20 protein-coding genes and 1 tRNA gene are annotated in these 22,878 nt (G+C 68.4%); 13 read left to right on the top strand and 8 right to left on the bottom strand.

Annotated features, from left to right (window positions below):
- The first annotated feature begins 66 nt into the window (after positions 1 to 66).
- The 5 genes from IFR14_RS03785 to IFR14_RS03765 all read left to right on the top strand — a co-directional run bounded on the left by IFR14_RS03785 (position 67) and on the right by IFR14_RS03765 (position 5,261).
- The gene (locus IFR14_RS03785; RefSeq protein WP_191940290.1) at positions 67 to 2,562 is read left to right on the top strand and encodes a sensor histidine kinase; all 2,496 of its coding nucleotides are present in this window, start codon (positions 67 to 69) and stop codon (positions 2,560 to 2,562) included.
- Complete coding sequence (locus IFR14_RS03780) at positions 2,559 to 3,245, top strand: response regulator (RefSeq protein WP_191940289.1); 687 nt, start codon at positions 2,559 to 2,561, stop codon at positions 3,243 to 3,245. The genes IFR14_RS03785 and IFR14_RS03780 overlap by 4 nt, the downstream gene beginning before the upstream one ends.
- 154 nt (positions 3,246 to 3,399) lie before the next feature.
- Positions 3,400 to 3,852 carry an SRPBCC family protein gene (locus tag IFR14_RS03775; protein WP_191940288.1) on the top strand — a complete coding sequence of 151 codons (453 nt, stop codon included), beginning with the start codon at positions 3,400 to 3,402 and terminating at the stop codon, positions 3,850 to 3,852.
- On the top strand, positions 3,842 to 3,982 hold the full coding sequence (locus tag IFR14_RS03770; RefSeq protein WP_159877259.1) for a hypothetical protein: 141 nt from the start codon (positions 3,842 to 3,844) through the stop codon (positions 3,980 to 3,982). Before IFR14_RS03775 ends, IFR14_RS03770 begins: the two co-directional genes overlap by 11 nt.
- Before the next feature lie 43 nt (positions 3,983 to 4,025).
- Complete coding sequence (locus IFR14_RS03765) at positions 4,026 to 5,261, top strand: MFS transporter (RefSeq protein WP_191940287.1); 1,236 nt, start codon at positions 4,026 to 4,028, stop codon at positions 5,259 to 5,261.
- Between the two features lie 127 nt (positions 5,262 to 5,388).
- On the opposite strand, the gene IFR14_RS03760 is transcribed toward IFR14_RS03765, so the two are convergent.
- On the bottom strand, positions 5,389 to 6,843 hold the full coding sequence (locus IFR14_RS03760; protein ID WP_249406957.1) for a threonine/serine ThrE exporter family protein: 1,455 nt from the start codon (positions 6,841 to 6,843) through the stop codon (positions 5,389 to 5,391).
- Positions 6,844 to 6,989: 146 nt separating this feature from the next.
- On the opposite strand from IFR14_RS03760, the gene IFR14_RS03755 reads away from it, so the two are divergent.
- The 3 genes from IFR14_RS03755 (at position 6,990) to IFR14_RS03745 (ending at position 11,393) form a co-directional block, all read left to right on the top strand.
- Complete coding sequence (locus tag IFR14_RS03755) at positions 6,990 to 8,411, top strand: HNH endonuclease signature motif containing protein (RefSeq protein ID WP_191940285.1); 1,422 nt, start codon at positions 6,990 to 6,992, stop codon at positions 8,409 to 8,411.
- 94 nt (positions 8,412 to 8,505) lie between these two features.
- The gene (locus IFR14_RS03750) at positions 8,506 to 9,930 is read left to right on the top strand and encodes an APC family permease (RefSeq protein ID WP_191941231.1); all 1,425 of its coding nucleotides are present in this window, start codon (positions 8,506 to 8,508) and stop codon (positions 9,928 to 9,930) included.
- Positions 9,931 to 10,013: 83 nt separating this feature from the next.
- Positions 10,014 to 11,393, top strand: coding sequence for an LLM class flavin-dependent oxidoreductase (locus IFR14_RS03745; RefSeq protein WP_191940284.1), 1,380 nt, complete (start codon positions 10,014 to 10,016; stop codon positions 11,391 to 11,393).
- A gap of 477 nt (positions 11,394 to 11,870) precedes the next feature.
- Here the strand turns inward: IFR14_RS03745 and IFR14_RS21340 are convergent, their stop codons facing one another.
- Positions 11,871 to 12,962 (bottom strand): serine aminopeptidase domain-containing protein, encoded by a 1,092-nt coding sequence (locus tag IFR14_RS21340; RefSeq protein ID WP_191940283.1) that lies wholly within the window; start codon positions 12,960 to 12,962, stop codon positions 11,871 to 11,873.
- 386 nt (positions 12,963 to 13,348) lie between these two features.
- On the opposite strand from IFR14_RS21340, the gene IFR14_RS03735 reads away from it, so the two are divergent.
- A tRNA-Gly gene (locus tag IFR14_RS03735) sits at positions 13,349 to 13,422 on the top strand.
- Between the two features lie 214 nt (positions 13,423 to 13,636).
- Here IFR14_RS03735 and IFR14_RS03730 read toward each other — a convergent pair.
- Entirely contained in the window at positions 13,637 to 14,644 is a 1,008-nt protein-coding gene (locus IFR14_RS03730; protein WP_191940282.1) for a hypothetical protein, read from the bottom strand.
- Positions 14,645 to 14,876: 232 nt separating this feature from the next.
- Here IFR14_RS03730 and IFR14_RS03725 point away from each other — a divergent pair, with 232 nt between their 5' ends.
- Positions 14,877 to 15,494, top strand: a complete 618-nt coding sequence (locus tag IFR14_RS03725) for a TetR/AcrR family transcriptional regulator (RefSeq protein WP_191940281.1) — start codon at positions 14,877 to 14,879, stop codon at positions 15,492 to 15,494.
- Between the two features lie 69 nt (positions 15,495 to 15,563).
- Here the strand turns inward: IFR14_RS03725 and IFR14_RS03720 are convergent, their stop codons facing one another.
- Positions 15,564 to 16,229 carry an SDR family NAD(P)-dependent oxidoreductase gene (locus IFR14_RS03720; RefSeq protein WP_191940280.1) on the bottom strand — a complete coding sequence of 222 codons (666 nt, stop codon included), beginning with the start codon at positions 16,227 to 16,229 and terminating at the stop codon, positions 15,564 to 15,566.
- 83 nt (positions 16,230 to 16,312) lie between these two features.
- Here IFR14_RS03720 and IFR14_RS03715 point away from each other — a divergent pair, with 83 nt between their 5' ends.
- Entirely contained in the window at positions 16,313 to 16,924 is a 612-nt protein-coding gene (locus IFR14_RS03715) for a TetR/AcrR family transcriptional regulator (RefSeq protein WP_194718743.1), read from the top strand.
- Between the two features lie 63 nt (positions 16,925 to 16,987).
- Here the strand turns inward: IFR14_RS03715 and IFR14_RS03710 are convergent, their stop codons facing one another.
- On the bottom strand, positions 16,988 to 18,637 hold the full coding sequence (locus IFR14_RS03710) for an MDR family MFS transporter (protein ID WP_191941230.1): 1,650 nt from the start codon (positions 18,635 to 18,637) through the stop codon (positions 16,988 to 16,990).
- A gap of 2 nt (positions 18,638 to 18,639) precedes the next feature.
- The gene (locus IFR14_RS03705) at positions 18,640 to 19,305 is read right to left on the bottom strand and encodes a TetR/AcrR family transcriptional regulator (RefSeq protein WP_198425025.1); all 666 of its coding nucleotides are present in this window, start codon (positions 19,303 to 19,305) and stop codon (positions 18,640 to 18,642) included.
- 203 nt (positions 19,306 to 19,508) lie between these two features.
- Between IFR14_RS03705 and IFR14_RS03700 the strand changes: the two genes are divergently transcribed.
- On the top strand, positions 19,509 to 20,546 hold the full coding sequence (locus IFR14_RS03700; protein ID WP_191940278.1) for an amidohydrolase family protein: 1,038 nt from the start codon (positions 19,509 to 19,511) through the stop codon (positions 20,544 to 20,546).
- Positions 20,547 to 20,639: 93 nt separating this feature from the next.
- On the opposite strand, the gene IFR14_RS03695 is transcribed toward IFR14_RS03700, so the two are convergent.
- A complete protein-coding gene (locus IFR14_RS03695; RefSeq protein ID WP_244631823.1) occupies positions 20,640 to 21,608 on the bottom strand; it encodes a zinc-binding alcohol dehydrogenase family protein in 969 nt (322 codons plus the stop codon).
- A gap of 8 nt (positions 21,609 to 21,616) precedes the next feature.
- Entirely contained in the window at positions 21,617 to 22,114 is a 498-nt protein-coding gene (locus IFR14_RS03690; RefSeq protein WP_191940276.1) for a MarR family winged helix-turn-helix transcriptional regulator, read from the bottom strand.
- 77 nt (positions 22,115 to 22,191) lie between these two features.
- Here IFR14_RS03690 and IFR14_RS03685 point away from each other — a divergent pair, with 77 nt between their 5' ends.
- Complete coding sequence (locus IFR14_RS03685) at positions 22,192 to 22,623, top strand: ester cyclase (RefSeq protein ID WP_191940275.1); 432 nt, start codon at positions 22,192 to 22,194, stop codon at positions 22,621 to 22,623.
- Positions 22,624 to 22,878: the final 255 nt, after the last annotated feature.

Raw genomic sequence — 22,878 nt, 5'->3', positions numbered from 1 at the left:
CGGACGACACAGCGCGGCCCCCGAGGTCGGCAGGCAGAGCGCCATGCTCCAGGAGGACTGAACACCATGCAGCGCGGACGACTCCGGGTGCTCCTCGGCGCGGCCCCCGGGGTCGGCAAGACCTACGCCATGCTCGAGGAGGGGCACCGCCTCGCCGGGGAGGGCGTCGACGTGGTCGTCGCGGTCGTCGAGACCCACGGTCGGGCCGCGACCGCCGCCCTGACCGAGGGGCTCGAGACGCTGCCGCGTCGGGGTGTCGAGCACCGGGGCGTGACGCTCGACGAGATGGATCTCGAGGCAGTCCTCGCGCGCCGCCCCGGACTCGCGCTCGTCGACGAACTGGCCCACACGAACGCCCCCGGCTCCACGAACGACAAGCGCTGGCAGGACGTCGAGGCCCTGCTCGCCGCCGGTGTCTCGGTGCTCTCGACGGTGAACATCCAGCACATCGAGTCGCTGAACGACGTCGTCCGGCAGATCACCGGGGCGCCGCAGCGGGAGACGATCCCCGACGCCGTGCTGCGGGCGGCCGACCAGATCGAACTCATCGACCTCGCTCCACAGGCCCTCCGCGACCGGCTCGCCGGTGGCCGGGTCTACCCGGCCGAGCGGATCGACGCCGCCCTGTCCAACTACTTCCGCCTCGGCAACCTCACGGCACTGCGCGAGCTGGCGCTGCTGTGGCTGGCCGACGAGGTCGACTCCGCCCTCCGCGACTATCGCGCCGAACACGGCATCGACAGCACCTGGGAGGCGCGCGAGCGGGTCGTCGTGGCCCTCACCGGCGGCCCGGAGGGCGAGACCCTGCTCCGACGCGGCGCCCGGATCGCCGCCCGTTCCTCCGGTGGCGAGCTCATCGCGGTGCACGTGACGACGCAGGACGGCCTCCGCACCGCGAACCCCGGCGCGCTCGCGCAGCAGCGGGCGCTCGTCGACACCCTCGGCGGCACCTTCCACCAGGTGGTCGGCGACGACGTGCCGCGCGCGCTCGTGGACTTCGCGAAGGCGGCGAACGCGACGCAGCTCGTCATCGGTGTCAGCCGACGCAGTCGCCTGTCCGCCGCCGTGACGGGGCCCGGCATCGGCAACACGGTCATCCGCGAGTCGGGCAACATCGACGTCCACATCGTCAACCACGAGGCGGCGGGCGGCCGGTTCCGACTGCCGAAGCTCGGCGGTGCTCTGAGCGCACGGCGCCACATCGCGGGCTTCGCGCTCGCGCTCATCGGCGGGCCGCTCGTCACCTGGCTCCTCCACCTCGCCCGGACCGAGGAGTCGATCACGAGCGAGGTGCTGTCCTACCAGCTCCTCGTCGTGCTCGTCGCGCTCGTGGGCGGGTTCTGGCCGGCGGTGTTCGCAGCCGTCCTGTCCGGGGTCACGCTCGACTTCGTCTTCGTCCAACCGCTCTACACCGTGACCATCGACGATCCGGCGCACCTCGTGGCGCTCGTGCTCTACGTCGTCATCGCCGTGATCGTGAGCGGCGTCGTCGACCTCTCGGCGCGGCGGGCCCGCACGGCCAGGCGCGCGGCCGCGGAGTCCGAGCTGCTCGCGACGGTCGCGGGCAGCGTGCTCCGCGGCGAGGGCGCCCTGCAGGCGCTCGTCAGCCGGACCCGCGAGTCCTTCTCGCTCGCCGGCGTGCGCCTCGTCGCTGGTGAGCAGGTCCTCGCCGTCGACGGCGAACCGACCCGCGGAGGCGACTTCACGAGCATCCCGATCGGCACCCGCGCGGTGCTCGAACTGCACGGCGGGGTGCTCGCCGCGTCCGACCGCCGCCTGCTCGCCGTCATCGCAGCGCAGCTCGACGCCTCGCTCGAGCACACCGATCTGCGCGCCACCGCCCAGGAGGTCGGCCCGCTGGCCGCGACCGACCGGGTGCGGAGCGCGCTGCTCTCGGCGGTCAGTCACGACCTCCGGCGCCCCCTCGCCGCCGCGACCGCCGCCGTCACCGGACTGCGCGCGACCGACGTCGAGCTCACCACGGCGGACCGCCGCGACCTCCTCGAGACCGCGGACGACAGCCTGCGCACGCTCGCGGCCCTCGTCACCAACCTGCTCGACGTCAGTCGCCTCCAGGCCGGTGTCCTCGCCGTGACTGTCGCGCCGATCGACGTCGAGGACGCGATCCTGCCGGCCTTCGACGAGCTCGGCATCGGGCCGCACGACGCCGAGCTCGACCTCGCCCCCGACCTCCCGCCCGTCCTCGCGGACGCCGGCCTCCTCCAGCGCGTCATCGTGAACCTCCTGACGAACGCGCAGCGCTTCAGCCCGGACGACACCCCCGTCCGGATCGCGACGAGCGGGTTCCGCGACGCCGTCGAGATCCGCATCGTGGATCACGGCCCGGGCATCGCGCCCGACCGACGCGAGGACGTGTTCGTCCCCTTCCAGCGGCTCGGCGACACCGACAACCTCACCGGTCTCGGCCTGGGACTCGCGCTGTCGAAGGGCTTCGTCGAGGGGATGGGTGGCACACTCGAACCGGAGGACACGCCGGGTGGGGGCCTCACCATGGTGGTGTCACTGCCGGCGGCACGTGATCAGGAGGGGACCGCTCGATGAAGATCCTGATCGCCGACGACGACCCGCAGATCCTCCGGGCCCTGCGCATCACCCTCACCGCCCGGGGCTACGAGATCATCACGGCCGAGGACGGCACCGCTGCGCTCAACGCCGCGACGACGCACCGCCCCGACCTGTACCTGCTCGACCTCGGCATGCCTGGGCTCGACGGGCGGCAGGTGATCGAAGGCCTCCGCGGTTGGACCGACGCGCCGATCCTCGTGGTGTCCGGTCGTGCCGGCTCGACCGACAAGGTCGAGGCGCTCGACGCCGGAGCCGACGACTACGTGACGAAGCCCTTCGCGATCGACGAACTGCTCGCCAGGATCCGCGCCCTCACCCGGCGAGTCCCCGGCGCCGAGGCCGAACCCACCGTGCGGTTCGGCGACATCGTGGTCGACCTCGCTGCGAAGCAGGTCACCAAGCAGATCCCTGGTGCGTCCCCGGCCACCGTCCGCCTGACGCCGACGGAGTGGCAGGTGCTCGAGCTGCTCATCCGGAACGCCGGCAAGCTCGTGACCCGACAGATGCTGCTCACGGAGATCTGGGGTCCGACGCACGTGACCGACACCGGCTACCTGCGCCTCTACATCGCGCAGCTGCGGAAGAAGCTCGAACCTGAGCCGGCCACTCCCCGCCACCTGCTCACCGAGGCCGGCATGGGGTACCGCTTCCAGCTCTGAGCGAGGGCTCGCGTCGAGTCGGGCAGGGTAACAGGTTGCAGCGCCCGAGGCCATGCCCCCGGAATCGCAGCTTGCACGCGTACCGTCGCAGTCGCGTCCGGGCTTTCCGGACGAGACCCACGCAGGTACCGCAGAACCAGAGAGGATGGCGCCCATGACCCAGGTCATCGAAACCATCGACGTCGACGTTCCCGTCTCCGTCGCCTACAACCAGTGGACCCGCTTCGAGGACTTCCCCAAGTTCCTCGACGAGGTCGACTCGATCACGCAGGTCACCGACACCCTTACCGAGTGGACGGTCAGCGTCGCCGGACAGACCCGCACCTTCGAGGCGGAGATCACCGAGCAGCACCCCGACGAGCGCGTCGCCTGGACCAGCACTGGTGGCGAGGTCGACCACGCCGGCGTCGTGACGTTCCACCGCCTCGAGGAGGCCAAGACGCGCGTCACCGTGCAGCTCGACTGGGAGCCCAAGGGGCTCCTCGAGCACCTCGGCGCAGCCGTCGGTGTGGCCGGCCATGCGGTCAAGAAGGACCTCGGCAACTTCAAGCAGCTCGTCGAATCCGAGGGCCAGACCGGACAGGGATGGCGTGGCGATGTCAAGTGACGGCCCCCGCCCCGGTCCCCCGCACACGCACGACGACGACGTGAAGCACGATGTGCCGAAGCCCGAGGAGGTCGACCCCGAGACGGGGACCGACGCCGAGGGCGACCCCGTCGAGAACCCGTCGGGCTAGCAACACGCCCGTCACACCGCATCACCGCCTCTAGGCTCGGAGCATGAGTGCTCGCGCCGGTCAGGCGAACCCCCGCCCCGCGCTGTCCGCCCCTCTTCGGCGGCGGCGCGGGGCGATCTTCGTCTTCATGCTCACCGTCGGCGTGGGCCTGTCGTCCTTCATCGTCCGGACGCCCGCCGTCCGCGACCTCGTGCACGCGAGCACCGCCGAGATGGGACTCATCCTCTTCGGGATCTCCGTCGGGTCGATGACGGGCATCCTGTCGTCCGCGGCGCTCGTCCGCCGGTTCGGTGCGCGTCGCCCGATCATCATCGGTGGGGCGGCGTTCGTCATCGGCCTCGCCCTCCTGGCGCTCATGGCGGGTGCCGGGCAGGGCGTCGGCGTCTTCCTCGGTCTGATCGGCATCGGTCTGGGCTTCGGCCTCGCCGAGATCGCGATCAACATCGAGGGCGCGATGATCGAGCAGCTGTCCGGGCGGTCCATCCTGCCCGTGCTCCACGGCTGCTACAGCCTGGGTTCCGTCATCGGCTCGGTCGCCGGCATCGCGCTCACGGCGATCGCCTTCCCGGTGATGATCCATCTACTGATCGTCGCGACCGTCGCGCTGGCGGCGCTGCTGTGGGCGATCCCGAAGATCCCGGCCGAGACCGGACGACAGTCGGACACGGGCGCTGGCTCCCCCGGGATCCGTGCGCAGCTCGCGGTCTGGCGGCAGCAGCGCGTGATCTTCCTCGGGCTCATCGTGCTCGCCCTCGCGCTCGCCGAGGGCGCCGCCGGCGACTGGTTGCCGCTCATCATGGTCGACGGGCACGGCACCACGGCAGCCGTCGGATCGATCGTCTTCGCCGGGTTCGCACTCGCCATGACGATCGGTCGCTTCGCCGGCGAACCGCTCCTCGCCCGCTTCGGCAAGGCCAACGTGCTGCGGGTGAGCGCGCTCGTGTCGGCGGTCGGCATCGCGCTCGTCGTGTTCTCCGACAGTGTGCTCGTCGCGGGGCTCGCGGTCCTGCTGTGGGGGCTCGGTGCGGCGCTCGGCTTCCCGGTGACCCTCTCGGCGGCGGGTGAGAGCGACGATCCGACGACGACCGTCGGGGCGGTGGCTTCGGCCGGCTACGTCGCATTCCTCGTCGGGCCGCCGCTGCTCGGGTTCCTCGGGGAGCACTTCGGTCTGCGCGGCGCGATGATCGTGGTGCTCGCCGTCGTCGTCCTGGCGTCGTTCCTGACGTCCGCGGCGAAGCCCCAGGAGCGGCAGCGTACGGCCTCCCCTACCGGTCCCTGAGTCGCAACCGCTGGTCCCTGAGCCGCAGTCACCGGTCCCTGGGCAACACCATCCCGGTCCCTGAGCTTGTCGAAGGGCGCACTTCGACAAGCTCAGTGACCGGGGACCGCTCAGTGACCGGGGCTGCTCAGCGCGGGTGGCGCTTGGAGCGCCGGATGTATCCGGGGAGCAGCACGCGGCCGGAGACGCCCGTGCGGCGGGCGAGGATCTCGCCGAGCGTGACGCCGGCGGCGAGCGCGAGACCGGTGAGGCCCGCCTGCAGCAGCTGTTCGACCCCCTCGGAACCCTGCTCGCCGTTCACGAGCGCGAGCATGCCGCGGTAGATCGCGAGCCCGGGCAGCAGCGGCACGATCCCACAGATGGTGAGGATGATCGCCGGGATGCGCAGCCGCGGGCCGAGCGCCTCCGCGGCGAAGCCGATGATGAGCGCGGCGAGCGCACTGGCTGCGGCGGGCGCGACGCCACTGCCGGAGACGAACACGAAGACGGAGAACGCGATCGCGCCGGTGACCCCGGCGAAGAACGCTGCACGGAGGGCCGCCTGCGAAGCCATCGCCCAGGCGGCGGAGGCCACGGCCGCGCCGACGATCTGCACGGCGACGGGCCACGGGCTCACCGGGAGGTCGAAGAGGACGAGAGAGATACCGAGGCGCCGGGCGAGGTCGAGGACGCCACCGATGCCGACCACGATCCCGATGGTGAGGAGCATCACCTCGACGAGCCGTCCGCTCGCGGTGACGGGGAAACCGTTGATCGCATCGTCGGCCGCTCCCACCAGGGATGCCCCGGCGAGGAGGACGACGATGCCCGACGCGACGATGAGGGCCGGCGGCAGGGCCGAGAGGTCGTCCGGGACGTAGGGGCTGAGGATCGAGATGAGGACGGCGATGGTCGTGGCGATGGCCGCCCCGGTGAGTTGGAGGAAGAAGACCGGCAGCTTCCAGACGTTCAGTGCGCGGAAGGCGCTGTCGATGAGCGCGGTGGTGGCGGCGGCGAGCAGCATCGAGACGACGCCACCCCCGAGGAGGACGGCGACGGCCGCCGCCATGGTCGACAGCAGCACGGTGACGAAGCCGCGGCGGTAGGTCCGTCGTGCGGTGAGGATGCGGTCGAGGTCGCGGTGGGCGGCGCCGAGGCGGGCGTGCAGTTCGTCGCGGAGGTCGGCTTCGTCGTCGCGGGCGACGTCGGTGACCGTCATGATCGGTTCGGATCGGTTGGTGATGCCCTCGGCGACCACGACGACCTTGGCGAGGCGATCGAAGTCGGCGGAGGGCGAGCGGACCACGCGGAGCACGGTGACGCCCGGCGACAGCTCGGACCCGTCGTGCGCGATGAGGATGGAGGTGAAGGTGAGGTCGACCTGGCATTCGAGGTCGAACGCGCGGCACACCCGGCGGATGGCGTCGGTGACCTCGGCCGCTGCTGCTCCGAGTGCCAGCATCGACTCGCCGATCCGGCCGGCCAGCTCGAGCACCTCGCGCACGGGCCGTTCCGCATTGAGGCGGACGACCGCCTGCTCGTCGACGCCCTCCGGCGCCGCTCCTCGGACTCCCCCGGCCAGCTGACTCAGCAGCGAACGCATACCCACCCGCTCATCGTACGAGCCACCGGTGACGGCGAGCTCGCCCTGGTGTTCGGCGGTCGTCTGTGCGAGGCGATGGGCGGGTCCGAGCGACCCAGATCCTCGTGATCATCTCGAATGTCAGTGGTCCATGTTGGACTGGAGTCATGACCGAGACCGCCACGTTCGAGGGCCCCGAGGTGCACGAGCGCTCGAGGTATCCGGAGCACCCGGAACACCCGAGCGATGCCTTCGCGGCTCGGATGGCGTCGTTCACCGACCGCTTCGTCGATCTCGCCCGGCGCCGCGCGGCGCTCGACGCCGAGGAGGCACGGCTCCTCGCCGAGGCGTTCGCGTATGCCGACGCCACCGCGTCAGCGCTCGTCTCCGCGAGCACCACCTCGACCGACGCCCGCGACCTCGCGAGGCGGTCGATGTGCGCGTCACTCGCGATCGCCACGAGGATGTCCGAGCCCACGCTCCAGGCACGGGTCGGCGACGCCGAGGCGCTCGTCCACCACGCACCCAGCGTGCTCGAGGCGCTCGCGGAGGGTTCCATCAGCGGCGGTCACGCCCGTGCGATCACCGACCAACTCCGCGACGTCCCGGCGGAGGGCCGTGCGGTGTTCCTGGAGCAGGTGCTGCCCGTGGCCCTCCGCTCGACGACCGCACGTCTCCGCCAACGCGCGAGGGTGGTGCGGGAGCGGCTGCACCCCGAATCGATCACCGCTCGACGCACGCGCTCGATCACCGACCGCCGTGTCGAGCTCGAGGCTGCGGCCGACGGCATGGCCTGGCTGCACCTGTTCACCACGGCCCCGCTGGCGCACGCGATCAGGAGCCGCCTCGACGCCGTCGCGGTCCCGGCGCGGATCGCCGGCGACACCCGCACGCTCGCGCAGCTGCGCGCCGACGCCCTCGCGTCGCTCGCCGTCGCCGGCACGGTGCGCGACGACGTCGGTCCCATCCCGGTGGACCCGGAGACGACCGGGACGTTCACGTGGCTCCCCGGTTCCGCGCCGCTCGACGACGCCACCAGGATCGCCGAAGAGGCGGTCGCCGCCGGGGCCGACCCCCTGCTCGCCGAGCCCGTCGGCATCGAGGCCCGCATCCGAGCCACCGTCCAGATGACCGTCCCGGCGCTGTCCACCCTCGGCGTCACCGACGAACCCGGTGTGCTCGACGGCTACGGCCCGATCGACCCCGACACCGCCGCCCGACTCGCGGTCACCGCGCCCTCGATGACCCGCATCCTCACCCAACCGGAAACGGGAGCCGTCGTGTCCGTCGGACGCGAGCAGTACCGGGTACCGGCAGATCTCGCGCGTGCCGTCCGCCTGCGAGACACCACGTGTCGGGCTCCGGGCTGCGGACGAGCCGCCCGGAACTGCGACCTCGACCACTCGGTCGCCTGGCAGGACGGCGGCACGACAGCGGTCGACAACCTGGCCTGTCTCTGCCGACATCATCACCGGCTGAAACACCTGCCGGGTTGGAACCTCGAGCACCACCCCGGCGGCATCCTCACCTGGACCACACCCGACGGTCGACGACACGAGACCAGACCCGAGCTCGCCGAAACGGGGTGAGTGCGAGCGCGCCCGACGCTCCCCGCACCCACGGTTACCATGGATACCCGTGACCAACCGCCGACTCCCGCTCCACGCGCAGCTGCGCCGGCGCATGCCGCTCGTCCGACTCGGGACGTATCCCGCCGACTCGGGGACGTCGCTCCGCCGTTCGCTCGGTGTCTGGCAGCTCACGATGATCAGCGTCGGCGCGACACTCGGCACCGGCATCTTCGTCGTCCTCGGCACCGCCGTCCCGCTCGCCGGGCCCGCCGTGTGGATCGCGTTCGCGGTCGCCGGGCTCGCAGCACTCCTGTCGGCCCTGTCCTACGCCGAGATGGCCGGTTCGGTACCCGTCTCCGGATCCAGCTACTCCTACGCCTACGCGACGATGGGTGAGGGCGTCGCCTGGGTGTGCGGGTGGTGTCTCGTGCTCGAGTACGGGGTCTCCGTCGCGGCGGTCGCCGTGGGCGCCGGGCAGTACGTGAACGAAGCGCTCGCGGTCTTCGGCCTGGGACTGCCGCCGGCACTCGCGAACCCGATCGGCGTCGCCGACGGCCTGATCAACCTGCCGGCCGCCGCCCTCGTCCTCCTCGCGATGCTGCTGCTCGTCCGCGGCGCGAAGGACAGCGCCTGGGCGAACACGATCATGGTGTTCGTGAAGCTCGCCGTGCTCCTCGTCTTCGTCGTCATCGCGTTCTCGGCGTTCTCCCTCGGCAACTTCGAACCGCTCGCGCCCATGGGGGTCGCCGGTATCGCGGCAGCCTCCAGCCGGCTGTTCTTCTCCTACATCGGGTTCGACGCGGCGTCGACCGCCGGCGATGAGGCGACGAACCCACGTCGCGACCTGCCGCGCGCGATCATCCTGTCGATGGTGATCGTCACCGCCGTCTACATCCTCGTCGCCATCGCCGCGATCGGTGCCCGGCCGTGGACCGTCTTCGCGGACGACGAGTCCGCGTTCGTCGGCATCCTCACCGAGATCACCGGACAGCCGATCGTCGCCCTGTTCTTCTCCATCGGCGCGGTCATCGCGATCGCGAGCGTGGTGCTCACCGTCTACTACGGGCAGACGCGCATCCTGTACCGGATGGCGCAGGACGGCATGGTGCCGCGGGTGTTCTCGCGCGTCGGTCGCCGCAGCGGGACACCCGTCGCCGGGACCGTCATCGTCGGAGCGGTCGTCGCGGTGGTCGCCGCCCTCATCCCGCTCGGCGAGCTCGCCGACGCCACGAGCATCGGCACGCTGTTCGCGTTCGCCCTCGTGAACCTCTCGGTCATCCTGCTGCGTCGCCTGCGTCCCGATCTCGACCGCAGCTACTCCGTCCCGCTGTTCCCGGTGGTCCCCGCGCTCGGCATCGTCATGTGCCTCGGGCTGATGGTGTCGCTCGGCGGGACGACCTGGATCGTGTTCCTCATCTGGATGCTCGTCGGAGCGGCGCTCTACCTCGGGTACGGGCGTCGGCACTCGACGGTCGGCGCCCTCAGCGATGCGGAGTACGCCGAGGCGATCGCGGCGGAGGACCCCTCGCGCGGGTAGTGCGCTGCGCCCAGATGACGCCCTGTTACGGGCGAGGCCGATTGCCAGGCGACGTCCGGGACTCGTGATGCAGGATCGTGCGTATGACCCGACAGATCCGCTTCAACGCCTTCGACATGAACTGCGTCGCCCACCAGGCATCGGGCATGTGGCGTCACCCCGACGACCGCTCGAGCACCTACAAGGACCTCTCCTACTGGACGGACCTGGCGCAGCTGCTCGAGCGCGGCAACTTCGACGGCATCTTCATCGCCGACGTCCTCGGCACGTACGACGTCTACGGCGACAGCAACGAGGCGGCGATCCGCAACGGCGCACAGGTGCCGGTGAACGACCCGATCCTGCTCGTGTCGGCGATGGCCGCGGTGACGAAGCACCTCGGGTTCGGGGTCACCGCCGGCACCGCCTACGAACACCCGTACCCGTTCGTGCGGCGCATGTCGACGCTCGACCACCTGACGAAGGGGCGGGTCGGCTGGAACGTCGTCACCGGCTACCTGCCGAGTGCGGCGCGCAACATGGGGCACGACGACCAGCTCGAGCACGATGAGCGGTACGACGTCGCCGACGAGTACCTCGAGGTCCTCTACAAGCTGTGGGAGGGCTCGTGGGAGGACGACGCCGTCGTGCGCGACCGCGAGACGGGCGTGTTCACCGACCCGACGAAGGTCCACGAGATCGGCCACTTCGGCAAGCACTACACGGTGCCCGGCATCCACCTGTCCGAGCCGTCCACGCAGCGGACGCCGGTCATCTACCAGGCCGGTGCGTCGCCGCGCGGCATCCAGTTCGCCGCTGGCAACGCGGAGGCGATCTTCGTCGGGGCGTCGACGAAGGCGGGCCTGAAGGCGACGGTCGGACGCATCCGCGATGCCCTCGAGGCCGCCGGTCGCGACCGGTACTCGGCGAAGATCTACACGCTGCTGACGATCATCACCGACGAGACGAGCGAGCAGGCCCAGGCGAAGCACGAGGACTACCTGCAGTACGCGTCGCAGGAGGGTGCGCTCGTGTTCATGTCGGGCTGGATGGGCATCGACCTGTCGCAGTACGACCCGGAGGAGCCGATCGGCAACGTCAAGAGCAACGCCATCCAGTCGGCGGTCGCCAACTACCAGGCGGCCAATGAGGAGGGTGGCGAGTTCAAGGTGAAGGACATCGCGCGCATGGGCGCGATCGGTGGGCTCGGTCCGCGGATCGTCGGCAGTGCGTCGGAGATCGCCGACACCCTGCAGGAGTGGGTGGAAGAGACCGACGTCGACGGCTTCAACCTCGCCTACGCCATCACGCCGGGCACCTTCGAGGACATCGTCGAGTTCGTCATCCCCGAGCTGCGACGTCGTGGTGCCTACCCCGAGGAGTACGTCGAGGGCAGTCTCCGCCACAAGCTCCACGGCCGTGGCGACCGTCTCCCCGAGGAGCACACCGGGGCCCGCTACCGCTACGCGAAGGACCCGGCCTAGGACGGACATCCAGGTCCCTGAGCCCCGACCACCCCGATCCCCGTCCGCCGTCCCGCTCGGTCCCTGAGCCTGTCGAAGGGCACCACGCAGCCAACCGACCGCGACCCGCTCCCCCAACCACCCCGGTCCCTGAGCTTGTCGAAGGGCACCACGCACCCAACCGACAGCGACCCGCTCCCCCAACCATCCCGGTCCCTGAGCCTGTCGAAGGGCACCACGCAGCCAACCCGCTCCGTCCGCCGTCCCGCTCCCCCAACCACGCCGGTCCCTGAGCCTGTCGAAGGTCACCACGCACCCAACCGACAGCGACCCGCTCCCCCAACCATCCCGGTCCCTGAGCCTGTCGAAGGGCACCACGCAGCCAACCCGCTCCGTCCGCCGTCCCGCTCCCCCAACCACGCCGGTCCCTGAGCCTGTCGAAGGGCACCTGGACTCACCCCGCCCTTCGACGAGCTCAGGCACCGAGGAGCACTCCGATCAGCGCGCTCCGAGCCACTCCCGCACGGCCACCTCGAACGCCTCCGGCGCGACGTTCCACTCCAACCCGTGCGGCGCAGCGGCGACCTCGACGAGCTCGAACGAGGGTGAACGGTGAGCGACGGCCCGCGTGAGCTCCACGGGGATCGTCGTGTCGCCGGGCGAGTGGATAGCGAGCGTCGGCAAACCGTCGATCGGCCCGGCGGACAGCGCGCGGACCGGAACCGCGCCGCGCACCCCGGCGGATCGCGCCAGCACCGGCGTCGAGAGTGCGGCGAGCGCCGAGTGCACGAGCACCCGCGGCACCCCGGCGACCGCAGCCGCATGGAGCACCGTCTCGCTGAGGCCGAGCATCGGCGAGATGAGGATCGCGCCCTGCACCATCTCGGGTCGCTCGCGTGCCGCCGCGAGGCTCAGGGCGGCGCCGTAGGACCACCCGCAGACGATGACCCGTCGCGCACCGAGCGCTACGGCGTCGTCGATGGCCGCGATGACGCGGTCGACGTCCGTGGCGTCAGCCCCGGAGCGACGCTCGGCGAACGCGGACCCGAGGCAGGTGACGAGCGACGGCAGGCCTGCGCGCTGCACGGCCTGCACGGAGCGGAGAGTCGCGAGCGGCGAGGCCCCGAGTCCGTGGGTGTGCACGACCCAGGTCATGTCATGTGCGGCGCTGTCGGCGTCGCCGTCGAATCGCCACGCCCCTGACCGCGCCCTCGGAACCCGCGCCTCGTCCACCCCGAGGTCCGCGGGCGTCACGGCTGCGCCGGTGAACCGCGCACGGGTCGCTCCGGCTGGAACCCGGCCGGCGATCACGGCTCGCATCACGGAACCGTCCGTCGTCTCGCGACCGATCACGGGCCCGACGATGACTCGCGAGCCGTCGTCGAACTCGAGCCCGTATCGTCCCGGCAGCTCGGTGGCAGCGTTCCGTTCGAGCCGCACGGTCTTCGGAGACGAGGTCGGCAACACGTCGCTGTAGTGCACGCGTCCTGCTCCGATGACGCGACGGGCGACCATCGCGCTCGCGATCCCGAACCCGGCGACGGCAACGGCGGCGAGGCCGGCCACGACGACACCTGTACTGCGCTTCACGTCACACCCTCGATCCCGTCCCGCTCGGGGAACGGTGAACCAGCCTAGCTCCGGGCACCCCGGAGGTCCCTGGCACCCCCGACCCGACCCCGACGACCTCACCAGTCCTGGTCCCCGGTCCAGCACCACTCGGTCCCCGGTCCAGCACCAACCCCCGGTCCCTGAGCTAGCACCAATCCCCGGTCCCTGAGCCAGCGCCAATCCCAGGTCCCTGAGCCAGCGCCAATCCCCGGTCCCTGAGCTTGTCGAAGGGCATACGACGACACCCGCCCTTCGACAAGCTCAGGGACCGAGGGTGAGACTCACGGGCCGAACGGTGCCCGCACGCAGGGACCGGACGAAGGCCACCTCTTCATGTACGATTACTCAGGACGCTCCGGCGCCACGCGGATGTAGTTCAATGGTAGAACTTCAGCTTCCCAAGCTGATAGCGCGGGTTCGATTCCCGTCATCCGCTCCAAAGACCTGGTCAGGATGGATTTCCTCACGACCATCAGGTCATCTCCGGACTGCAGCGCGAGCAAGCGTCAGCCTCAAGCCAGTTGGTGATCGCCTCCCCGATCCGGAGCCAGGTGGACTCTCCCGACACGGCGACGGCCTTCGCGATCGAGAACGGGAGGTCCGCTTCGACGTCGCGACCGGGGTGATGAAGTTGCGACCGTTCCGTTGAGTGCTCAGTTGCGGGTGGTTGCGTGGAGTTCTGCTTGGGGGGTCGCCCATGCGGTGACCGGGTTGACGTCGGTGTCCGGGCGCCCAGCACTGCTCAGCCGGGTCGCGGCGTCTCGTCGGCTTCTGATGAGCATCGCTGTCAGGGTGAGCAGGATGCCCGCAACCGCCCAGATCCCGAGTCGGATGATCGGGGCGGAGACAGCGGCGCCGTCAAAATATTCGACGGATCGTAGGAGGTCGAGAGCGTCTCCCTGCGGGAAGACGTAGTACAGGGTCTGGAAGAAGTCGTTGAGGACGTGAATGCCGAGGGGCCCGCCGGAGGACGTTTTGCCAAGAATGACCAGAGCCAGGGTCATGACCAGCGCGGCGATGGTTCCGCCGAGCGCGGCCACGCCGGTCACTGCCCCGCCAATGGCGACGGCGGTCAGCCAGAGGACCGCGAACACGGCAGGGGGATCAACGGTGATCGCGTTGAGGGCGGAGTCGATCCAGAGAGAGATCAATCCGGCGAGCATTCCCGAATAGGCGACGAGGACCACACTGCGCTCGACGAACTTCGCCGACGTGTCCACCGTTCCCAGGATGCGACCGAAGATCGTTGCACCAAGAGCCGCCCCGAGCCCCGCGAAGAGGATCGCGTAGAACTCGATGGATCCGACCGGGTCGTTCTTCCCCAATGGGGCAAGATCGGTGGTTTCGTTGGCGGCACTGAGCTTCCCGGCAATGGAGTCGCCGATACCAGCGACCGCCTGACTGAGGCCGCGGCCCCCACCGCTGGCGACGTACGTGGTGACAACGGCGTCCGCCCCGGGGGTCGGCAGCACGATAGCGCCGTCCGTATCTCGATCGAGGACCGCAGCTCGCGCCTCCATCGCGGAGCCCACCACGGTGAGCTCGAGGGAGTCCTGCTGCTCGAGCGCGACGATTGTGGCTACATCGCCCGTTACAGCGAGGTGGACGTTGTTCGGAGTCGGGTTGCCGAACGCACTCGAATAGCTGATGAGCATCGCCATCGCCAGCAGGAGGATGGCGAGACCGCCAAGGATGAGGTTCCGATATCGATGCGTGGATCCTGGTCCCTCAGAGGTCAGTGGGCCACCGGCCACTGCCGCTTCGAACTCCGGGTGCTGCGGAACGCTTTTGTGCTGCGGGGCCGGATCGTTTGCGTGCGTCATGGCGTCCTTTACGATTGTCAATTAGATGACGAATGTACATCATGCGGTCGAATCCTGGCAAGATGGAGGCATGTCGGAAAGAGCATTGACCGTGGAGGCAGGAGAACAGCGGGTGGACCCGCGGGTAACCCGGACGCGGGCTGCCCTCATTCGGGCATTGACGGCCCTGGTCTCCGAGTCACCGAAGGGCGAGACGATCGCGATGAGCACGGTGGCTGACCGGGCAGGCTTGAGCAGGCAGGCGCTGCACAACCACTACAGCAACGTCGGCGACCTCGCGACCGACGTTTGGATCAGCCGCCTGCTCAGCGACTGGCTTTCCCTCGATGAGGTTGCCGCGAATCTCGATGCGGCCCTCATCGAAGCCGTTCGAGCGCGCGGAATCGAGCCGCTACTCGCGGCCGGTCGAGAAGACCGCGCGTTCTTCGAGAAGCTTCGCGCGATCCCCCGCGGCGAGCGTGTTGCCGAGGTCATCGCGGCGGCGGTCACCGCCTGGTTGACGGAGTCGGACCGCGATCCAACCGGATCCACGATCGCGCTCGATGGCGATGCTCGCATCTTCACCATCGGCGGGATGGTGGCACTCGTGTCCACCTGGCAGACCGCGGACACCCCGCCGCCCATCGCCCAGCAGATCGCAACGCTCCGCGCTTTTGCGACCGGGGCAGCCGCCGTCACTACTGAATGAGCGCACCCGGAGCTCCAGCACTCTGAACGGCTTCCCGTCCGGCGCCGAGGGCACCGGACGGGAAGGATGTCAGTGGTCGTAGGCGACGTAGTGCAGTTCCGCGTCACGTCGCTCGGCGTAGAGCTTCACATACGCCTGCGCGATGACAGCGGGCTCGGCATCCGGGCGGCCTCCGCCGATGAGGGCGGTGATCGCGACGAACGCGACGTAGACTCCCGTGTCCGTCAGGGCGCTGTTGAGATTGAGCGTCCAGTTGCGGAGTCCCGCTGCAGCAATGTTGATGTTGCCACGAACCGGTGTCGGGGCAAGTGAGCCGCCGCCGGTTGTCACGAGGATGGTCCCGGTGCCACTGGAGATCATGTCCGGCAGCACTGCGCCGACGGCGGTGATAGCGCCGCCGAGATAGAAGTCGATCTGCGGCTGGAGGTTTTCCATGGTCACTTCCAGAGCATCGACGGATTCCAGGGTCCGGTCCGCCGGCGAGAACTCGAGGACGTCGATCGGGCCGAGTGCTTGCCGGATCGACGTGAGTGCATTCGTGATCGTGGCCGGCTCGCTGACGTCGGCAGTGAAACCCTGAGCGTGGATGCCTTCACCTGCAAGGGTTCGCGCAAGTGCGTCGAGCTTGGTCTGGTCTCGGGCGACGAGCGCGACGTCGAAGCCCTTCTGCCCGAAGGCCCGCGCGATCTCCAGACCCAGTCCAGGGCCAGCGCCGATGATGGTGATGAGGGGCATGACGTCTTCCTCCGTGGCCCACCGCCGAGCCGGTTGTGTTCTGGTGCGGTAAGTTGAGATGATCCTCAACTCACGCCAAGCATATGTTGAGGTGCCCCTCAATTTCTACTGGAGTTGCCGTGACCACCACGCCTGGCCTGCGCCGAGACGCACAGGCGAACCTCGAGAAGCTGCGCGCGGCCGCCCTGGCCGTGTTCTCACGCCGAGGACTTTCCGCCCCACTGGAGGACATCGCCCGAGAAGCCGGCGTGAGCATCGGGACGCTCTACAACCGCGTGGGCTCCCGCGAGGAGCTCATCGACGCCGTGGTTGACAACCTCGCCGGAGAGAAACTCAAGGCGCTCAGAGAGCGGACATTGGAAGCGGAGACTCCTCGCGCGCAGCTGGAGACGTTCATCACCGAGATGATCGACCTCCAACTCAGCGACCCGGCGATGAACGACGCGATGCTGCGCCGCTATCCAGACGCCGTACTGCTCATCAATGCATGTGAACGATCCATGGCGCTCGGGGCCGAACTCGTGCAGAACGCCCACGACGCTGGCGCGTTGTCCGAGGAGTTCACCCCCGACGACCTCATGACCGTGCTGTGGATGGCGGGGATGGCCAGCCACGACCCTGCCGCCCCCCACGGCTGGCGTCGCGTTGTCGATCGCAGCGTCTCTGCCGCCTGGACCGATCAACCCAACCACTGAGTCTCGGCGTACCTCCTCGATCGAAACGCCATCATCGCCGGCGAGGTCGGCCGGAGCGCGCCACTAGGGCGCCGTCATGCCGGAGTCCTTTCGGACGTCGGGCGCGGGTACCGCCTGCGGAATCGATGCGAGGGCGAGGCTGTCTGCGCCGTCGATCTCGAGAGCCTTGGGGAGGATGTCCCGTTCGATCGTCGTGGCCAGTGGCTTCTCCGTGACGAACAGCAGCAACACCGCCGCCGCGAGGACCATGGGGACCATGTACATGAACACGGGCGCAAGAGCGTCGTTGTACGCGCCGACGATCACGTCGCGGATCGCATCGGGTAGCTCTCGTACCAGTGCCGGGGTGAACGAGTTGCTTCCCCCAGCCGCAGTGGCGGCGCCGGCAGGGAGACGAACTGCGAGCAGATCCGTGAGGTTCGCAACGAACAGGCTGCCCACGATCGCAGTGCCCAGGCTGGCACCGATCTGTCGGAAATAGTTGTTTGCCGCGGTCGCAGTGCCCACCTGGGAATTGGGGAACGAGTTCTGCACGATCAGGATGAGGATCTGCATGCTCATGCCCAAGCCCAGACCCATGATCGCCAGGTAGGAGCAGAGTATCCAGATCGGCAACGTCGGCGTCATCGTGGACAGGAGGAACAGGGACACGGCGATGATCGCCGTTCCCACGACCGGAAGCCACTTGTAGCGACCGAATCTGCTGACGAGCTGACCGGAAACGATTGAGCTGACCAGCAGGGCGGCCATCAAGGGAATCATCAGCAGACCTGCCTCTGTCGCGTCGACGCCGGTGACCATCTGCAGGTAGGTGGGGATGTAGGCGATAGCGCCGAACATCGCAATGCCCGTGATCAAACCGGCGATCGTGGTCAGGTTGAAGTTGCGATCCTTGAAGAGCTGAAGCGGCATGATCGGCTCGGCGGCGCGACGCTCGACCAGGACGAAGGCGACGCCCGCCACGATGGTCGCGACGATCAGCGAGATGATCACGGCCGAGTCCCAGTCATAGGTCCTCCCGCCCCAGGTGGTGACCAGGACCAGGCCGGTCGACGCAGCGGCCAGCAGGCCCATCCCGGCGAAGTCGACGTTGGGTCGCCCTGCCGTGTTCTTGGGCAGATGCAGGAACACCGCCGCAGAGACGATGGCGAGGACTCCCAGAGGGATGTTGATCCACAGGCCCCACCGCCACCCGGGCCCTTCTGTGAACCAGCCTCCGAGCAGGGGCCCGGCGACGGACGAGATCGCGAAGACGCCGCCCATGATTCCCATGTACCGGCCGCGCTCGCGGGCGGGGACGACGTCGGCGATGATCGCCTGCGACAGGATCATGAGCCCACCGCCGCCGAGTCCCTGCACGGCTCGACCGACGATGAGCACCGTCATGTCCTGTGCCATGCCACCGATGATGGAGCCGAGGACGAACAGGCTGATCGCACCGATGAACAGTCCTTTCCGACCGATCAAGTCGCTGAGCTTGCCATAGACCGGCAGCATGATCGTGGAGGCGAGGATGTAGGCGGTCGTCACCCACAGCATGCTGTCGACACCGTCGAGTTCCCCGACGATCGTCGGCAACGCAGTGGAGAACATGCTCTGATCGAGTGAGGAGAGCAGCATGGTCAGGATGAGGCCGGCGAAGATGAGCAGAATGTTGCGATTCGAGGCCGGCAACGCGGTTGTGCCGTGCTCGCTGAGAGAGGTGTCGGTCATGGTCAGTACGCCGTGCCCTTCGGCTGTCGAGGGTGATCGTTGGTGATGCGTTGGATGAGTTCGATGGAACTGCTCAGGAGATCCCGCGTGGACGCTCCTGGGCGCGCGCTCACCCATCGGCGCCTCACGTAGTGCAGGACGCCGGTGGCGAGTGCGACGACCATCCGGGCTTCGTCCTCCAGCTCGGGATGGTCGGCGCGGTGTCGTCCTTGGAGCCCATAACGGGTGATGATGATCGCGACGAACTGGTCTTCGGATTCGCCCATGCGAGCCGTTTCTCTGGCGAGAAGCTCCGGAGTGCGCATGATCAACTCCCGTCGAGCCTTGAAGAGCGCGGCATCTGGTTCACGCTCCAGGAGCGATGAGGTGATCATCGTGAGGAAATCGGCAAGGACATTCGAGCCCGTCGACCGAGTGAACGCGTCGATGTGTTCGTCGCTCGGCATCAGTGGTGCGCCGCCGACGATGACCCCCTCCTTCGATCCGAAGTAGTTGAAGAACGTGCGTTGTGACACCGCACTTGCCGCGCAGATCATGTCCACGGTGACGTTCTCGAAGCCGTGCTCGAGCGCAAGCGAGATGGCGGCACGTTCGATGTGTTCCTGTGTCGCCGCTCGCTTCCGTTCACGCAACCCGCCATCCATGTTCGCCTCCGCTTGTTCCGACATTCCTGCGATTCGTGCAGTCTATGCATTTATGCAGCGTCTGCACAAGTCGGCTCGTCGGGGCCCTGGAGTTCGCAGCCGGAGGGGCCTTGCCGGAGTTCCGCAACAGACGTACACTCGTCATCTACTTGACGAATGTCAAAGAACAGGTTCGCCAAGTCGGGGCAACTGACCAGCGTCGCCGAGAACACATGGAGGGTGTCACCATGCCGGGCAAGATCGATGTTCACCAGCACCTGCTTCCACCTCGCTACCTGGAGGCACTGGCGGCGGCGGGAGATCTGATGGCAGGGAGCGGAGCCGGGGCGCAGGCCGTGGCTGGCGGGTCCGCGCAATGGAATCCGTGGGCTGAAAGCGGTGGCACAGCGGCGCGCACAGGTCCGCGGGCCGTCGGCGGATGGCTGATGCCTGAATGGGACCCTCAATCGGCGATTGCCATGATGGACGAGAAGAACATTGAGACAGGGATCCTGTCGATCAGCGCACCCGGTGTGCATTTCGGTGACGATGCCGCTGCCCGCGACCTCGCCCGCGAGCTGAACGACTACCAGGCCGAGCTGGTCAGAGAACACCCTGACCGTTTCGGACATTTCGCGGTGCTGCCGCTGCCGGATTTCGACGGCGCAGTCGCCGAAGCCGTACGGGCCCTCGACGAGCTCCATGCCGACGGCGTGCTCCTCCTGTCGAACGCGCACGGGCGCTACCTCGGCGATCCCGCGTACGAGCCGTTGTGGACCGAGCTCGCCGCGCGTTCGGCCGTGGTGTTCGTGCATCCCACGGCACCGCCGATCCAGCAGTTGCCCGGAATGCCCACTGCGCTGTTGGACTTCCCATTCGACACGACCCGCACTGCCGTGGACCTCGTCGCGCACGGGGTGTTCGACCGGCATCCGGAACTCCGCGTGATCCTGTCACACGCAGGCGGTTTCCTGCCCTACGCTGCAGATCGATTCAGCGCCGCCGCAACGTTCAACCCCGGCACGACGCCTGAGGGCATCCAAGCGGGCCTTCGTAAGTTCTACTTCGACACCGCCCTCTCTGCCACCCCCACCTCACTGCCGTCGCTTCTGACATTCGCGGAACCCGGCCACATCCTCTACGGCAGCGATTTCCCCTACGCGCACCCAGACTGGAGCGCCCGTTTCGACCACTCGCTGGCCACCTACGACGGCCCAGGTGCGGAACGGCTCGGCGCGGTGCACCGCTCCGCTGCTGAGCGACTCTTCCCCCGCTTGGCGACATAGTCCGCGACGCCGTCGAAACGCGCATACGAGCGGGCGCATCTGCATCATCGCCCAGCGGATCTTTGTTCCGTCGTGCCTGCTTTCGCTCGGCGATCAGGTGGTGACGACGAGCTTGCCTGAGTGCGTACCGTGTTCCATGTCGCGGTGGGCTTGCACGATGTCCTCGAGCGAATAGACCTGTGCAATGGGCACTCGCGCGGTGCCGGCTGCCACCGCCTCCAGGAATTCCTGCAGCACCGGCGAGGGAAGGTCGCTGGCTTCACCGGAGTATGCGGTGAGGCGGACCCCATTGGGAATGACATCCATCGGGTAGAAGTCCGGAATGGTCCAGACATCGGAGAGCATCCCGGTGAATGACACCGTTCCGTGAACGGCGGTGGCTCGGAGCGTGTCGGGCAGCGTGTCGGTACCGATGAGCTCGACGGCGCCGTGAACACCGCTCGGGATGATCGCGCGGACGTCCGCGGCGATGTTGCCTGTGTCGATGACGACATGGTCGGCGCCGGTGCGGTGCAGCAGCTCGGCACGGTCGGGGTTTCGGGTGGTGGCGATGACGGTCATGCCCTGGCCCTTCGCCAGGACGATACATGCGAGTCCGATCGACGACGTGCCACCCCGGATGAGGAGCGTGTCGCCCGGACGGGCGCCCACGCCCACCGTGAGCGACCCGTGCGCGGTTTGCAGCATCTCGGGGATCGCACCGAGGGTTGCCCACTCGAGGGTGCTGACGAAAGGCAGGACATTGCCGGCCGGGACGAGGGTGTACTCGGCATAGCCGCCGTCGAAGTCACGACCCATCCCTCCCATGAGCGCGGCGACCTGGGTACCGACTTCGTACTCTCCGCCGGGCGCTGCCTCCACGATTCCCACCGCCTCGATCCCAGGCACGCGCGGGAAGCTTCCGAAGTCGCCCATCCCACGTCGGAAGTGCAGCTCGGACCGATTCAGCCCGAAGGCCTGAACCTGGATCAGCACCTGACCTGCCTCGGGAGTGGGTATCGGGATGTCACGAAGCTGCAGAACCTCTGGTCCGCCCGGGGCCTCGATGACCACGGCCCGCATCCACCGAGTCATCTCGCAACCTCCAACGCGGCCTGCACCCGTCCCAGCGCTGCGATTCCGATGGTCATCGCCTCGGTGTCAGCGCCGGTCAGCACGCTGTCCAGAGCCTGCGTGAACCGTTCTTGCGTGGTGTTGTACGCGTCGCGTCCTTGGGCCGAGAGCGCGCTCCGCACGCTGCGGCGGTCGGTCGGGTCCGGCGAACGCTCGATGAGACCGTCGGCCGCAAGACGATCGAGGAGCCGACTGGATGCGGCGATCGATGTCCCGACGCCGGTCGCGACATCCTGCACGCGTGCGCCGGCCGGCGACGCCTCGATGACCCGCAACACTTCCAAACGCGCCAGACTCAACACCCCCTCGCCGCGCATCCGTTTCTCGACCAGGTTCCACAGATTGGTCTCGTGCCTCACGAGGGCCGCGAAGTATTCACGGGCACGAGCCGATCGCTCGCTTCCGCCTGTCTCTGGAGCGGCCGTATCGAGGACGGTTACCGGGTTCGCACGCATACCTCCACTCTAGCCGGGTTACTTGACATGTAAAGTAGTTGCTCCACCGCACCGCGCCCCTCGACGATTGGATCTTCGTGACCACCGACCCCAGAACTGCTCTGCACCGGTTTGTCGACTTCATCAACACCGCAGATCCATTGATCGGTCGGGAGGTCATCTCGCCCGACGCGGAGTTCCTCACGCCGTTCTCTTCAGAACCGTTCCGGGGCCTCGACGGGTACCTGCAGATCCTGTCGATCATGCGGAGTGGCTTCTCCGACATCCAGTGGAGGATAGACCGGCTGGTCACCGAGGGAGACGTCGTCGCCGCACGCTTCGAACTCTGCGGCACGCACGACGGCGAGTTCCTCGGCAATCCTCCGACCGGACGGAAGGTCGCCGTGCACGCTACCAACTTCTACCGCTTCACCAACGGGCTGATCGTCGACGAAGTCGGACAGCCAGACCTGGCGGGACTGCTCGGGCAGATCGGGGCGCTTTCGTCTCACAGTCCCGGAGCCGAGTAGGGCGCCGAACCCCCCTTGCGTCGCGAGTACGAGAGCTTGAGGCAAGGGGCTCCCATAGCGCGCCGGAACCCGCGGACGACCGTCCCGAGTCCGTACCGATAACTATGACTATGCACACGCGACGCCCCAGGAGCGAAGTGCCGTCTCATCGTCATGAGCTCCCTCAACTTGCGCCGCTCAGTCACCACCGCGGTGTTCCCGCTTTTCTCACCCGAAATTCGAACACACCAGGTCCAACCGTGTCTCACACTCCCC

The organism is Plantibacter sp. CFBP 8775 (assembly GCF_014839505.1).
GTDB classification, from domain to species: Bacteria; Actinomycetota; Actinomycetes; order Actinomycetales; family Microbacteriaceae; genus Plantibacter; species Plantibacter auratus.
The sequence above is the reverse complement of the archived record's forward strand: the minus strand, read 5'-3'. Positions and strand labels throughout refer to the sequence as shown.

What these genes read in the sequence shown, in the direction of transcription:
- IFR14_RS03780 (WP_191940289.1), top strand. Translation starts at nt 2,559, where the DNA reads ATGAAGATCCTGATCGCCGACGACGACCCGCAGATCCTCCGGGCCCTG.
- IFR14_RS03715 (WP_194718743.1), top strand. Translation starts at nt 16,313, where the DNA reads ATGTTGAGGTGCCCCTCAATTTCTACTGGAGTTGCCGTGACCACCACG.
- IFR14_RS03725 (WP_191940281.1), top strand. Translation starts at nt 14,877, where the DNA reads ATGTCGGAAAGAGCATTGACCGTGGAGGCAGGAGAACAGCGGGTGGAC.
- IFR14_RS03695 (WP_244631823.1), bottom strand. Translation starts at nt 21,608, where the DNA reads ATGCGGGCCGTGGTCATCGAGGCCCCGGGCGGACCAGAGGTTCTGCAG.
- IFR14_RS03770 (WP_159877259.1), top strand. Translation starts at nt 3,842, where the DNA reads ATGTCAAGTGACGGCCCCCGCCCCGGTCCCCCGCACACGCACGACGAC.
- IFR14_RS03745 (WP_191940284.1), top strand. Translation starts at nt 10,014, where the DNA reads ATGACCCGACAGATCCGCTTCAACGCCTTCGACATGAACTGCGTCGCC.
- IFR14_RS03765 (WP_191940287.1), top strand. Translation starts at nt 4,026, where the DNA reads ATGAGTGCTCGCGCCGGTCAGGCGAACCCCCGCCCCGCGCTGTCCGCC.
- IFR14_RS03775 (WP_191940288.1), top strand. Translation starts at nt 3,400, where the DNA reads ATGACCCAGGTCATCGAAACCATCGACGTCGACGTTCCCGTCTCCGTC.
- IFR14_RS03785 (WP_191940290.1), top strand. Translation starts at nt 67, where the DNA reads ATGCAGCGCGGACGACTCCGGGTGCTCCTCGGCGCGGCCCCCGGGGTC.
- IFR14_RS03760 (WP_249406957.1), bottom strand. Translation starts at nt 6,843, where the DNA reads ATGCGTTCGCTGCTGAGTCAGCTGGCCGGGGGAGTCCGAGGAGCGGCG.
- IFR14_RS03690 (WP_191940276.1), bottom strand. Translation starts at nt 22,114, where the DNA reads ATGCGTGCGAACCCGGTAACCGTCCTCGATACGGCCGCTCCAGAGACA.
- IFR14_RS03700 (WP_191940278.1), top strand. Translation starts at nt 19,509, where the DNA reads ATGCCGGGCAAGATCGATGTTCACCAGCACCTGCTTCCACCTCGCTAC.
- IFR14_RS03755 (WP_191940285.1), top strand. Translation starts at nt 6,990, where the DNA reads ATGACCGAGACCGCCACGTTCGAGGGCCCCGAGGTGCACGAGCGCTCG.
- IFR14_RS03705 (WP_198425025.1), bottom strand. Translation starts at nt 19,305, where the DNA reads ATGTCGGAACAAGCGGAGGCGAACATGGATGGCGGGTTGCGTGAACGG.
- IFR14_RS03750 (WP_191941231.1), top strand. Translation starts at nt 8,506, where the DNA reads ATGCCGCTCGTCCGACTCGGGACGTATCCCGCCGACTCGGGGACGTCG.
- IFR14_RS03720 (WP_191940280.1), bottom strand. Translation starts at nt 16,229, where the DNA reads ATGCCCCTCATCACCATCATCGGCGCTGGCCCTGGACTGGGTCTGGAG.
- IFR14_RS03710 (WP_191941230.1), bottom strand. Translation starts at nt 18,637, where the DNA reads ATGACCGACACCTCTCTCAGCGAGCACGGCACAACCGCGTTGCCGGCC.
- IFR14_RS03730 (WP_191940282.1), bottom strand. Translation starts at nt 14,644, where the DNA reads ATGGCGATGCTCATCAGCTATTCGAGTGCGTTCGGCAACCCGACTCCG.